Below are 12,553 nucleotides of genomic sequence, written 5' to 3'. Positions count from 1 at the left end.
AGCGAAGACGACGCTTCAATCGCGCCAGGCCAGCGGCTGGAGATTTTCGCGGAAGGCGAACCGGACGAGATGCGATTCGATGACCTGCTTGGTCTCGGTCAACGCGGTGGCGTCGGCCGCTTCCACCACTATGTCCAGCCGTTCGAGACCGGCATGCATTGTAGCCGTGCCGCAGGAGAAGCGGCACTGCCCATGCCCATCGCCATAGGCGACCTCGACCTTGTGCGCGAAATGCTTGCAAAGCTGCTGGAGATATTTGCCCGCATTCGGCGTTTCGCAGCGCGTGATCGCAGTCAGCATGGAGACCTCATAATATGATGTTTACACTCCACTTATCGTAAGCTATCCGTTCGGACAAGTCGGCGGCGCTGAGCAGTCGCCGCAAGAAATGCCTGTAGCGACAGCCCTCGCATAGCCATGCTCCTGGCAGGCCAGACCTTCGAACAGAAAAAGCGTCCCAATGCTGCGCAGATTTTTCGCCTACTACCGCCCCTGGAGAAGTCTGTTCATCCTGGATTTCTGCTGCGCGGTTCTGTCTGGCCTGCTGGAACTCGGGTTTCCGATGGCCGTCAAGCTGTTTGTCGACGAGCTGTTGCCGACTCAGCAGTGGCTGCTGATCCTTGCTGCGTCGGCCGGCCTGCTTGCCATCTACGTGGTGAACACCGGACTGATGGCGGTCGTGGTCTATTGGGGCCATATGCTCGGTATCAACATCGAGACCGAGATGCGCCGGAAGAGCTTCGATCACCTGCAGAAGCTCTCGTTCCGCTTCTATGACAATCACAAGACCGGTCACCTCATCGCCCGGGTCACCAAGGACCTGGAGGAAATCGGCGAGGTTGCCCATCATGGCCCGGAAGACCTGTTCATCGCGATCATGACGTTCATCGGCGCCTTCGCGCTGATGTTCCTGGTCAATCCGCAGCTTGCGCTGATTACGGCGGCAATTGTGCCGCTGGTCGCCTGGGTGACAAGCCGCTATGGCGCGCGCATGACACGCAACTGGCAGGCGCTTTACGGGCGGGTCGGCGATTTCAACGTTCGCATCGAGGAGAATGTCGGCGGCATGCGGGTGGTGCAGGCTTTCGCCAACGAAGACCACGAGCGCAACCTGTTCGCGCGCGACAACGCCAGCTACCGCAAAACCAAGCTCGATGCCTATCGCATCATGGCCGCAAGCACGTCGCTGAGCTACATGAGCATGCGGTTGATCCAACTGGTGGTGATGATCGCCGGAAGCTACCTCGTGCTGCGTGGCGAACTTTCCAGTGGCGGCTTCGTTGGCTTCCTGCTCCTGGTCAATGTGTTCTTCCGGCCGATCGACAAGATCAATTCGGTGATTGAAACCTATCCGAAAGGCATCGCCGGATTTCGCCGCTATGCAGCCCTCCTCGACACTGAACCGGACATCGCGGATCGGCCGGGCGCAATTGACGCACCGACGCTCCGGGGTGACATCAGCTACCGGGACGTCAGCTTCGGCTATAGCGGCGAACGGCCGGTTTTGAAGAACATCAATCTCGACATCGAAGCAGGACAGACCATCGCCTTCGTCGGGCCATCCGGCGCCGGCAAGACGACCCTGTGCTCGCTGCTGCCGCGTTTTTACGAGGTCGACAGCGGGTCCATCACCATCGACGGTCTGGATATCCGCGATATGACGCTGGCTTCGTTGCGCGGCCAGATCGGTATCGTCCAGCAGGACGTGTTCCTGTTCGGCGGCACGATCCGCGAGAACATCGCCTATGGCCGGCTGGACGCGGTCGAGAGCGAGATCGTCGAGGCAGCGCGCCGCGCGCGCCTCGACGAACTCATCGCCTCGCTGCCGGAAGGCCTCGATACGATCATCGGCGAGCGCGGCGTAAAACTTTCGGGCGGTCAGAAGCAGCGCCTGGCAATCGCGCGCATGTTCCTGAAGAACCCGACCATCCTCATCCTGGACGAGGCGACGTCGGCACTCGACACGCAGACCGAGCGCGAGATCCAGCAGTCGCTGGCAGAGCTTGCGCAGGGCCGAACGACGCTGGTGATCGCGCACCGGCTGGCGACGATCCGCAATGCCGATCGCATTGTGGTGGTCGCCGATACAGGCATCGTCGAACAAGGTCCGCATGATGAACTGGTGGCACGCGGCGGCGCTTACTCGCGACTGGGCGCGGCTTCAGATTAAATCCGCTGGGAGGTGATTCCAAGCGGCGGGCGAGCCCGCCGCCTGGAAGTCGAATCTCGACCGTGTGGCCGAACGCTGTTATCGGCTCCCCCAGATACCGTGTCCGTAACCGGGTTCGGGGAAGGTCGAATTTCCTGCCGAGGTCGGTGCGCTGTCGGCCGTGCCGACACTGGCTGTGCCGCCCAGGTCAAGCGCGTAGCCGTTGTCGGACGCCATCGAATGGTGACCGGTCTTCGGATAGAAGGAGCCATGGCTGTAGTCGGAGCCATAGTGGTCGCTGCCGGCAAAAGCCATGCCGGAGGCAAACAGGAAGGTGGCTGTGGCAAGAACGATCTTGAGCATTTCAATTCTCCATTTTGAGGGTTAGCGTTTGGCCTCGACGCGCCGTGCCCCGCACCGCATCGATGAGGCCGTCTTTTCATGCCCTTTGGGCAAACCGACCAACCGCTATCCTCCTGGATGTGCGGCGGCAGGTTGTTCAGCGCACGGTCTCTTGTTGCGTTCGTGCGCAGTTCGGTGGGCTGCCCAATGGCAGCCGAGATCATCACCAATCGGCAGTGTCAGCGCGGCCGTACGAATGGCGGCTGTTCCCGATCAGGCGTCGCGTAGCTGGGTTGACGTCTGCCCCTTGTCGATCATGGCGTTGCAAGAGCCGGCGAGCCGCTTCATGGCCCGGGTGGTTTTGGCCAACAAGGCTCGCGCGGAGCCGGTCGGGGAAATCGTATGAAGCAACTGGCCTATGCATTTTGAACCTCAGGTTTCGGAGCAAAAAATGTCGACCCTCGCCAAGACTAGATGTTCGGTATTAGGCTCTGGATATTTTCGTTTCGTCCGTTTATTCTTCCGCGTCTTCGGATCTTATTGTCATACACCGCTTTCGTTTCAGGCGTTTTTCTGCATCGCGGTGGAGTGTTTCGTTTGTTTCAGAGGCACGCCCGACGGGGCGGGACGCATTTTGTGGATGGTCGTCCTCGATGGCGCGACACCGGCTTGCGCATGCCAGGCCTGTCCGCCTCGCTCGACCCAAGGACGGACAGGCTCAGCCTCGGCTTACGGCCGGATGTTGTGGTTGACGCGGAAGAGGTTCGCCGGATCGTATTTGCGCTTGACCGTGACGAGCCGCTCATAGTTGGCGCCGTAGGCGGCGCGTTCACGCGCCTCGCCTTCATCATCCATCATGAAGTTGATATAGGCGCCACCGTGCGGGTTGTGCTTGTGCACCGCAGCCCAATACTCGCTTGCCCAGCGCCTCAGCTCCAGCGCCTTCGTCGGGTCGGGGTCGATGCCGGCGATAACCATGGACCAACGCGCTCGCCGCGCTCCCCAGGCGGTAGCGTCCGGAGCCACTTCCTGGGCCGCTCCGTCGATGGGGTAGAGATGCATCAGCGACAGTTCGCTCGGCGTCTTCGAGCCGTGCTCGGCATGGGCTGCGATGGCCGCATCGGACAGCTCGTCGACATAATCGCCCTTCCAGTACCACTGCAAGCCCTTCGGCAGCAGCGGATCAAACAGCGCCTGCAGATCGACGAAGGGCATCTGCATCATACCGTCCATCAGTGGCCCGGGAAGCGCGTCGCGCACGGGCTGCATCGCCCGGATGCCGTCCTCCTCCGCGCCGTTGTAGCAGCTGATCAGCGCGCAGACGCGCCTTCCCCAGATCTCGCGCGGGAAAGGGTCGCAGGAGGGCACCGTCTTGATGCCGAAGAACATCCCGAGCTCTCGCGGCGCTCCGGGCAGGAAGCCGCGGTACCAGCGCATGATCTCTGCGGTATGCTCGATGTCGAAGAAGATCGGCCCGGCATAGACATCCTTCGCCGGATGCGCCTGAAATGTGAAGCGCGTCACGACGCCGAAGTTGCCGCCGCCGCCGCGCAGCGCCCAGAACAGCTCCGGGTGTTCGTTCTCACTTGCCGTCACGACGCTGCCGTCGGCCAGCACGACCTCGGCCGCAAGCAGATTGTCGATGGTGAGGCCGTGTTTGCGCGTTAGATGGCCAGTGCCGCCGCCCAGCGTCAGTCCGGCGATGCCTGTGGACGAGACGAGGCCAGCCGGCACCGCCAGCCCATGAGCGCTGGCGGCGCGGTCGACATCGCCTTGGGTGCAGCCGGCCTCGACGCGGACCGTGCTGGTCCCGATATCAATATCGACCCGATTCATCGGCGACATGTCGATGACCATTCCGCCGTCGCAACTGCCGAAGCCCGGACCGCTGTGGCCGCCGCCGCGAATGGCAAGAAGCAAGTGCTTGTCCCGGGCATGATTGACTGCCGCGACGACATCGGCGACCTCGGCGCAGGGGATGATCCAGCGCGGCCGCTTGTCGATCATGGCGTTGTAGAGCCCGCGAGACTCTTCATAGGCCGGATGGTTTTGGTCAATGACGCTCGCGAGGAGCCGGTCGGGGAAATCGTGCGAAGTAACTGGCTTATCCATATTGAACCCTCAGGTTTCAGAGCAAGACGCGTCGACACTCGCCAAGACTAGATTGTTCATCCTGGGCGCTGGACATTTGCGCTTCGCCGGTTGAATCTGCCGCATCTGCGGCTCTTCTTGTCCTACACCGCCTTCGTTTCAGGCGTTTTTCTGTGGTGTGGTGGGAGTGTTTCGTTTGTTTCAGCGCGCGCCCCACGGGGATGACAGGCGACACGTCAGCGCCGGCGATGTCTCCCACGCGCCGGAATAGTTGAAACAAATCACGCGTCGCCCGAACGCGTGCTGAAACAAAGAAGGGCTATTATCCGCCCTCGCGGGATCACGCGAACAAAGGGAACGACCATGCGGCCTGATAATCCGGTGCCATCCACACACACAGGCTATGCGCTTTTTGACGCCAACCATGTTCTCGTCAACAGCAATCCGCAGATATTTGGAAGCCGGCGGCTCGACCGCGGCGAGATGCAGCCGACGGACGCCATTGCCGCAGTCGCCGAAGCCCTATCACGTCTAAAGAGTTTCGACGGCCGCCCCATCGAGCCGGGCAACGCATTTGTTGAAAGCGCCGCAGCGCGATGGACGCAAATCGACGACGCTCCAGTTGAAGCCGAGACATTGGATGGCCGATGGAAGTTGCTCACCGCACATCCTTGGCCGGATGGCGGCATGGCCCTGGTAAGCGTCGACATTACCGAGATGAAGCGAGCGCAGATCGCGCACCAGGAGAACGCCGAGATATTCCGCTGCATCACGGACAGTCACCCGCTGCCGGTTTGGGTGGTGGACGCGGGAAGCGGGCAGATCCTCTACGAAAGCCTCGATGCGTCGAACCTGCTTGGCCGAAAATGGACGCCGAACGAGCCGCAATTCCTGACGGATCATTTCGTGAATTCTGGCGAATTCGATGAAATCAGTTCTCTCGCCAGCAACAGCGAGATCGTCCGGGATCACGAAATCCAGCTCAGAAACACAAGCGGATCGGCCGTCTGGTGTTCGACCAACTGCCGTCGCGGCGTCTATGGCGGGCGCCCCTCGCTCATCATCGGCGTATTGGACATCACGGAACGCAAGCAGCGCGAGGATCTGTTCGGTTTCCTGATCAAGCATCACCCGTTGCCGGTATGGATGAACGATGCAAGTTCGGGGGAACTCATCTACCAGAGCAATGCTGCCGAACGGCTGCTTGGATGGAGCAAAAAGGCGCAACGCGAGACGGTGCGGCTCGGCGATTACTTTGTCGACCCCGAGAAACACCGGGAAATCAATCGCGAGCTCATGCTAAAAGGCGTCGTCGAAAATTGCGAAGTGCTTCTTAAAAGACCCGACGGCCAGGAGTTCTGGGCCACGGGCAATCTCAGGATCGTCGAGTTCCAGGGCCGGCGAGTGGTTCTCGCCGGCATCGCCGATGTGACCAAGCAGAAGAAGCGTGACGGCGAAGTCGCCGCGGCGCGGGAGATGCTCGCGGACGCCGTTGAATCACTCTCCGAAGGATTCGCACTGTACGACGAAGACCACCGCCTGGTCATGTGCAACAGCCTTTACCGCGAGCTGAACCACCCGGTGCGGGATCTCGTCGAACCGGGTGTGGAATGGGACGAACTCCTTCGCGAATCCGCCAAGCGCGGCGTGTTCCGCAATGCGGTTGGGCGCGAGGATGAGTGGCTCGACGAGCGGATCCAAAGCCGGATCGAGTTCCATTCCCATTTCGAGGTCCCCCTCTCCGACGGCAGATGGCACTCGGTATCGATACATCCCACCGATCTTGGCGGCTTCGTCGTAACGCGCGCCGACATCAGCGAGCGCAAGAAGGCCGAGGCATTCGAGCGCGACGCCACGACACTGCTGCAAAAGGTGCTCGATGCCTGCCCTTCGCCGATACGCATGACCACGTTCGAGGGAGAAACGCTCTACCGCAATCCTGCTACCAGAGATCTCTACGCCGACCGTCCTCGAATAACCGACCAGTATGTCGATCCAGACTATAGCGCGATATTGGAGCGCACCCTGATCGAAAAGGGCAGGATCGATGATTTTCGGGTCCAGCAGTACGACACCGAGAACAAGGCCTTCTGGGCTTCGATTTCCGCTCGCCTGATCGATTTCCAGGGAAGGCAGGTGATAGTGTCGAACACGACTGATATCACCGACATGATCACCGCCCAGCAAGAAACGCGCAAGGCCAACGAGCGGCTGATCGACGCGATCGAATCTCTGGCCGAAGGGTTTGCCCTCTACGACAGGAACGATTGCCTGGTGCTGGCCAACAGCAGGTACCGCCAGATGCACGCGATAAGCGCGGATGTGCTCGTTCCCGGGGTGAACTGGTTCGATTTCCTCCGCGTGACCGCAGAGCGCAACCAGTTTCCGGTTCCACGCGACAAGATCGACGACTGGCTTGCCGAGAGGGCAAGGGACCGCCGCGAATTCCGGCAACAGGAATTCCGTCATACGGACGGGCGTTGGTTTTTCGTCTCGAACTGTCCGACCCGCGAAGGCGGGTTCGTGGTCACCCGTGTCGACATTACAGAGCGCAAGCGGGCCGAGGAGGCCGCCAAGGAAGCGGACGAACTGGTCCGTAAAGTCCTCGCAGCCTGCCCCGTCAACATCCAGATGACCCGCGCGCATGACGGGAAGCTGCTTTACCGCAGCCCCGCCACCGTTGATCTGCTCGGCGACGTCACCAGCGCCGTCGACTATTATGTCGATCCTTCAGAGCGGAGGCGATACGTCGAGCGGCTGCTCGCGACGGGATTGGTCGACGATTTCGAAACCCAGCTCAAGCGCAAGGACGGTGGAACCTGCTGGTGCTCGATTTCGTCTCGACTGATCGATTACCATGGTGAGAAGGTGATCGTTTCCCACGCCTACGATCTCACCGACCGTATCGAAATGCAGCAGGAATTGGAGCGGCAGCGCGAGACGCTGCACCAGAACGAAAAAATGTCGGCGCTCGGTGGATTGCTGGCCGGGGTGGCGCATGAGCTCAACAATCCGCTCTCGGTGGTGCTTGGCCTGTCATCGCTGTTGAAGGAGACCGCTGCCGACGCCAAGGTCGTGGAACGCGCCGACAAGATAAGCAAGGCAGCCGAACGCTGCGCCAGGATCGTCAAGACTTTCCTGGCTATGGCCAGACAGCAGCCGACGCGAACCTCAAACGTTGCGATCGATGACATCATTTCCGAAGCGGTCGAAGTGGCGACCTATTCGATTCGATCGTCGGACATCGGGCTTTCAGTTCATCTTGAACCTGGTCTTCCCCCGATCTGGGCGGATCCCGATCAGCTTGGCCAGGTGCTGATCAACTTGCTTGTCAATGCAGAACAGGCGTTGCATGGCTGGGAAGGACGAAGGACAATCACGGTTTCAACGCGGCTTCATCCCACATCCGGCAACCTAATCGTCAGCGTTGCCGACACGGGTCCGGGAATTCCCAAAGAGATACTTCCCCGCATTTTCGAGCCGTTCTTCACGACCAAGGAGATTGGGGCAGGGACCGGGATCGGGCTGTCCTTCTGCCATCGGATCGTTCAATCCCATGGAGGAACCATCGAGGTCGAATCCCCCGAAGGGGGTGGCTCGACCTTCATACTTTCGCTGCCTGCTTCGGACCGTCTCGACGAAGGAACCGAAACGGCCGAAGACGAGCTCCCGAATTCGACCGGCATTGCCTGTCTGGTGGTGGACGACGAAGAGGAAGTGGGTGAGCTGGTTGCTGAGGTGCTCAGGCGAGATGGTTTCAACGTCACCATTGCCAGATCCGGCGAAGAAGCGCTGCTGCACCTCAAGAACCGCACTTTCGCGGTGATCCTGAGCGATCTGAAAATGCCTGATATGGACGGGCGGGGATTGTTCAACCAGATTGCCAAGCTCCATCCGGCTGAACTCGACAGGTTAGCCTTCCTGACGGGGGACACAATCAGTCCGGACGCGCAGATGTTCCTGCGCGCCGCGAAACGGCCCTATCTCGAGAAACCGATCAAACCGAACGAGCTCCGTTCGTTTGTCTCTAATCTGGTCAACAACAATGCTTGACAGACCCGTTGATTTGCACGTCACTTTAGAGGCAGCTTATCCATCAGGCTGGTTGCTCGGTAGACGATCTTGACGACGCACGCACATGTAGTGGTCTGCGATGACGAACCGGATATCCGCTACACGGTAGCGGAATATCTGGAGCACCATGGCTATGCCGTGACGCCCGCCAACGCGGGGCCTGCCCTGCGTGAACTTATTGAGAGCCAGCACGTCGATGTGGTCATATTGGATATCCGAATGCCAGGTGAGGATGGCCTCTCGCTGGCGCGATATCTACGAGAGCACTCAGACGTTGCTATTATCATGCTGACCGGATCGGCGGAAATCGTCGACCGCGTTGTCGGATTGGAGATTGGCGCCGACGACTATGTCGCGAAGCCCGTCGACCTGCGGGAGCTGCTGGCGCGGGTCAAGGCCGTGCTGCGCAGGACATCGGCGAGCGAACGCGCTGCGGGGAAAGCGAGTACTCCGGGCCCTCACCAGCTCCAGTTCGGCAAGTGCCGCTTCGACCCGGACGCACACAAATTATACAACGCCGAGGGAATCGAAATAGCGATCACCCCGATGGAGTTCCGGCTTCTGAAAGTATTCAGCGAACATCGCGGACGCGTACTCAACCGCGATCAACTGCTCGAACTCGCCCATGACCGCGGGTGGGATCCCTTCGATCGCAGCATCGACATTCGCGTTTCGCGCCTGCGGAAGAAAATCGAGGTCGATCCCTCCAAGCCGGAGGTGATCAGGACGATCCGCGGCATGGGTTACCTCTACGCTTGAGCGCGCCACTGGCTGGTTGAACCAGCGCCTCGGCCCCTGCGGCTTATGCGGTTTGTGGCTCCAGGGGGGTAGCCCTCTCAACCTCTGATCTTCGGGTGTGTTTCTACTATGACGTGTGGCACTGAAGCGCAGTTACCGGCCAAGCATGTCATTTTCAACCTAGGATTGCGTGTCGCAGCCGGGGTTGCGAGGCTGCGACACGTTTCCTGAGCCGACAACGACGCCGGCACCTTAAGAGCGGGTCAGAGCCGTTCGATGCCGAGAAAATCCGGCGCTCCCACCCAGGCGGCCTTGAAGCGCGCATCCATCTCTTCGGCGTCCGCTGTCCTGCCGGTCCTGCGGAAAACCTCGCGCAGGCCCCACAACGCCCAGGCGTTGTTTGGCGTCTGTTCCAGGACGTGCGCGAAGGCTGCCGCGGCCACCTCGTGCTCACCCATGGCCATGTAGACCCCGCCGAGGGTCTGTCGGACCGGATAATACCAGTAGGCCGGTTCCATATAGGCAAGGCCGTCCTCGATCGCGACCGCCGCCTCAAGCTTATCGCGCGCTTCCCGCAGGTTGCCCTGGTGCTGGGCAATGCGGGCCTCCACGATCAGCGCGCTCAATTCCAGCAAATCCGGCGCCGGAAGTCCTCCCGCCGTTTCCGTGGAAAAATCGGTCTCGGCAGCGAGCTTGCGGATTGCGGCGGTCTCGGCGCGCGCCGCCTCGCTCGCACCCTTTGCGGCGAAGGCGACGCCCCGCGCATATCGCCAGGTTGCCTTGACATAAGGCAAGGCGTTTGCCGGCAGCGGCAGCGCGAGTATGGCCTCGTGATCGCTATACTGGGCGTGGGCAAAATAGGTCGCCGCCTTGATCGGCTGCAGCCCGGCCACCTTGCTGGCCGTGGTATTGGAGACCAGCGATTCGAGCTTTTTGGCCGCCTCGGCGATTGCCTCGACGTCGCCCGCCATCTGTGCGGAGGTCATCAGGAAATGCAGGTTGTGCGGATAATAGCCGTCCGTGTAGACACCGGGCGTGCTCTCCGGCGCTATGCCGACGCGCTCGAAATAGGCCTCGTCCGCTGCCACCGCCTCGCGGTTGATCTCCAGGCTGTCGATCCACCGGCCGACCTGGTGATAGATGTGCGCTGGCATGTGCACGATGTGTCCGGCGCCGGGCATGAGGGCGGCAAGCCGGTCGGCATGAGCTTCGGCCCTTTCCGGCGTCGTGGATGCTTCGACGGCATGGATATAGAGATGGATCGCACCGGCATGATCCGGATTGCGCGCCAGCACCCGCTCCAACGAGGCCACAAGCTTGACCGTGTCCGGCTTTGGCGTTGCCCCGCCGTCAAGCCAGTAGTCCCACGGCATCAGGTTCATAAGCGCGTCAGCGTAGAGCGTGGCGATCTCGTCGTCCTGCGGGTGGCGGTCTGCCAGTTCCGCCATCGCCGCGGCATAGGCCTCGTTCAGGGCACCCTGATCGGCCGAAGTATCGGCGCTGTAGCGCTTGGAGAGCGCGGCGATAAGATCCTTTTCCCGGCTGGAGGCGAGGTGCGCTAGCTTGCGCGCCTGCGCGACGGCTTCGGCAGCATTCGCTGCCGCCTCCTGGCCCATGCCGGCGTTGATGTTGGGGCCGAGCACGTAGGCCTCGCCCCAGAAACACATGGCGCAGGTCGGGTCCAGCTTCTGCGCGACCCTGAAAGCGCGTTGCGCTTCGGCGTGGTTGAATGCCCACGCCCAGCGCAGGCCCTGATTGAAATAGGCCTGCGCCAGCGGGTTGGCGGTGGTGACAGGGTAGGAATGACTGCCGAGGTTTTCGACTAGCGGGACGCTTGTCGAATCCTCTGCAACCGCCGCCTTGGCCTGGCGGTGCGGAACGCCCGTTTCATGGGCATTCGCGGCGGGCGCCGCCAGAAGGGCGGCCGCGCTCGCACAGGCCAGTAGCGGGAGCCTAAATGAAAGCTTCATGGTTCAGCCCGCCTTGTCTTCTTGGCCGCGCTGCAAGCCGCGGACCACCAAGCCAATCTCGGACCGGCTGATCCCGATGTCCTTCAGGAGGGCATCGTCCATTGCCGCAAGGGTCCGTTCCGCCATGCGGTGAATCCGGTAATTCCGAAATGAGCGGTAAGCTGTTCGCATTCTCGACATCGCAATACTCCATTGATTGGCGCCGCGGGGTGCAGCGGTGCCGTTGGATTTAAACCATCGCTGTTTCAGGGGTTTTTCCGCGCCGAACTCGAAGTGTTTCGTTTGTTTCAGTGCCGGGATGGACTTTTGAGAAGGAGTTCCATAGTCCGACCGACGACACTCAAAACCACCTCCTCAACGAGGCGGTGGACCAGCCAGCCGCAGCGGAGTAAGGCAGCGGGTTGGGTCATCTTACCGAAGTGCGTGGCGCAGCATGACGTGCAAGCGTTGCGAATGCGATCAGACCGGCTATCGGTGGAGTACGCATGAAGAAGACTGTCGTTAGAGTCGTCTGTGCCATTGGCCAAGCGGGGCAGCTCGGCCTCAACGGCGGCCTTCCCTGGGAAGGCAACCGGTCGCCGGAGTTCGTCGCCGACGTTGCACGATTTTTCGACCTGACCAGAGGACACGTCTTGCTCGCCGGTCCCAAGACGATCGCGAGCGTTCCGGATTTTGCGCGCGCGGATCGGGACCTTGTCGTCGTTCGCTCCAGCATGGATCCCGAGGCCACACTCCAGCGCTTCGTCGGCCGCGTCGTCTTCATCGGCGGCGGGCCACCAGTGTGGGACGCCTACGCGCGCTTCGTCAGCCATTGGGATATCACGCGGCTGCCCTATGACGGACCGGCGGACCGCTGGTTCGATGCAAAATGGCTTACGGCGGGTGGCGAGATTGCCAGAAATCACAACGACCCCAGAAATCACCGCGACCAATGAAGGCTCGGCTCACAGCGGGCACCGCGATGGAACGATCGCGGTGCCCGTAGTCTGTACCCGCACATTTAGCAGTTCGCCCCAGTCTGCGGATCGCACGCCTTGTTTTCTTGCTGCTGTGGTTTGGGCTCGGCCTGTTCCGGCTCGGCCTGCTGCTGCTCGGCGGCGGGCTGCTCCTCAGCCTTCGGCTTCTCAGGCTTGGCCGCCTGTTCGGGCTCGGCCTGCTCCTGCTCGGCGGCGGGCTGCTCCTTGGCCTT

General features: G+C 61.2%; 9 protein-coding genes and 1 pseudogene. 4 read left to right on the top strand and 6 right to left on the bottom strand.

What is annotated here, in order from left to right; all coding sequences use genetic code 11:
* Positions 1–15 precede the first annotated feature (15 nt).
* Positions 16–300: a DUF2218 domain-containing protein gene (locus tag AC0L3D_RS31975; protein ID WP_287237034.1), complete on the bottom strand. Its 285-nt coding sequence runs from the start codon at positions 298–300 to the stop codon at positions 16–18.
* Between the two features lie 160 nt (positions 301–460).
* Between AC0L3D_RS31975 and AC0L3D_RS31970 the strand changes: the two genes are divergently transcribed.
* Positions 461–2,170, top strand: a complete 1,710-nt coding sequence (locus tag AC0L3D_RS31970) for an ABC transporter ATP-binding protein (RefSeq protein WP_473626518.1) — start codon at positions 461–463, stop codon at positions 2,168–2,170.
* Between the two features lie 78 nt (positions 2,171–2,248).
* Here AC0L3D_RS31970 and AC0L3D_RS31965 read toward each other — a convergent pair whose 3' ends face one another.
* Both AC0L3D_RS31965 and AC0L3D_RS31960 read right to left on the bottom strand, forming a co-directional pair.
* Positions 2,249–2,512 carry a hypothetical protein gene (locus tag AC0L3D_RS31965; protein WP_473626516.1) on the bottom strand — a complete coding sequence of 88 codons (264 nt, stop codon included), beginning with the start codon at positions 2,510–2,512 and terminating at the stop codon, positions 2,249–2,251.
* A 708-nt stretch (positions 2,513–3,220) separates the two neighbouring features.
* On the bottom strand, positions 3,221–4,603 hold the full coding sequence (locus AC0L3D_RS31960) for an FAD-binding oxidoreductase (RefSeq protein WP_473626515.1): 1,383 nt from the start codon (positions 4,601–4,603) through the stop codon (positions 3,221–3,223).
* A gap of 360 nt (positions 4,604–4,963) precedes the next feature.
* Here AC0L3D_RS31960 and AC0L3D_RS31955 point away from each other — a divergent pair, with 360 nt between their 5' ends.
* Positions 4,964–8,635, top strand: a complete 3,672-nt coding sequence (locus AC0L3D_RS31955) for a PAS-domain containing protein (RefSeq protein WP_473647033.1) — start codon at positions 4,964–4,966, stop codon at positions 8,633–8,635.
* A 69-nt stretch (positions 8,636–8,704) separates the two neighbouring features.
* A complete protein-coding gene (locus AC0L3D_RS31950) occupies positions 8,705–9,415 on the top strand; it encodes a response regulator (RefSeq protein ID WP_031255152.1) in 711 nt (236 codons plus the stop codon).
* 242 nt (positions 9,416–9,657) lie between these two features.
* Here AC0L3D_RS31950 and AC0L3D_RS31945 read toward each other — a convergent pair whose 3' ends face one another.
* Together AC0L3D_RS31945 and AC0L3D_RS31940 are read right to left on the bottom strand one after the other, a co-directional pair.
* A complete protein-coding gene (locus AC0L3D_RS31945; protein ID WP_473626512.1) occupies positions 9,658–11,364 on the bottom strand; it encodes a tetratricopeptide repeat protein in 1,707 nt (568 codons plus the stop codon).
* A gap of 3 nt (positions 11,365–11,367) precedes the next feature.
* Positions 11,368–11,535: a DUF1127 domain-containing protein gene (locus AC0L3D_RS31940; protein WP_128172270.1), complete on the bottom strand. Its 168-nt coding sequence runs from the start codon at positions 11,533–11,535 to the stop codon at positions 11,368–11,370.
* A 314-nt stretch (positions 11,536–11,849) separates the two neighbouring features.
* On the opposite strand from AC0L3D_RS31940, the gene AC0L3D_RS31935 reads away from it, so the two are divergent.
* Positions 11,850–12,299, top strand: coding sequence for a dihydrofolate reductase (locus AC0L3D_RS31935; RefSeq protein ID WP_023799722.1), 450 nt, complete (start codon positions 11,850–11,852; stop codon positions 12,297–12,299).
* Between the two features lie 65 nt (positions 12,300–12,364).
* Here AC0L3D_RS31935 and AC0L3D_RS31930 read toward each other — a convergent pair.
* Positions 12,365–12,553: pseudogene (locus AC0L3D_RS31930) on the bottom strand (hypothetical protein); the annotation flags it as partial.

This window comes from Mesorhizobium sp. WSM4837 (assembly GCF_055811435.1).
The sequence above is the reverse complement of the archived record's forward strand: the minus strand, read 5'-3'. Positions and strand labels throughout refer to the sequence as shown.

Bases quoted from the DNA above. Each gene is read 5' to 3' on its own strand.
- AC0L3D_RS31945 (WP_473626512.1), bottom strand. From the start codon at position 11,364: ATGAAGCTTTCATTTAGGCTCCCGCTACTGGCCTGTGCGAGCGCGGCC.
- AC0L3D_RS31960 (WP_473626515.1), bottom strand. From the start codon at position 4,603: ATGGATAAGCCAGTTACTTCGCACGATTTCCCCGACCGGCTCCTCGCG.
- AC0L3D_RS31965 (WP_473626516.1), bottom strand. From the start codon at position 2,512: ATGCTCAAGATCGTTCTTGCCACAGCCACCTTCCTGTTTGCCTCCGGC.
- AC0L3D_RS31935 (WP_023799722.1), top strand. From the start codon at position 11,850: ATGAAGAAGACTGTCGTTAGAGTCGTCTGTGCCATTGGCCAAGCGGGG.
- AC0L3D_RS31975 (WP_287237034.1), bottom strand. From the start codon at position 300: ATGCTGACTGCGATCACGCGCTGCGAAACGCCGAATGCGGGCAAATAT.
- AC0L3D_RS31940 (WP_128172270.1), bottom strand. From the start codon at position 11,535: ATGCGAACAGCTTACCGCTCATTTCGGAATTACCGGATTCACCGCATG.
- AC0L3D_RS31970 (WP_473626518.1), top strand. From the start codon at position 461: ATGCTGCGCAGATTTTTCGCCTACTACCGCCCCTGGAGAAGTCTGTTC.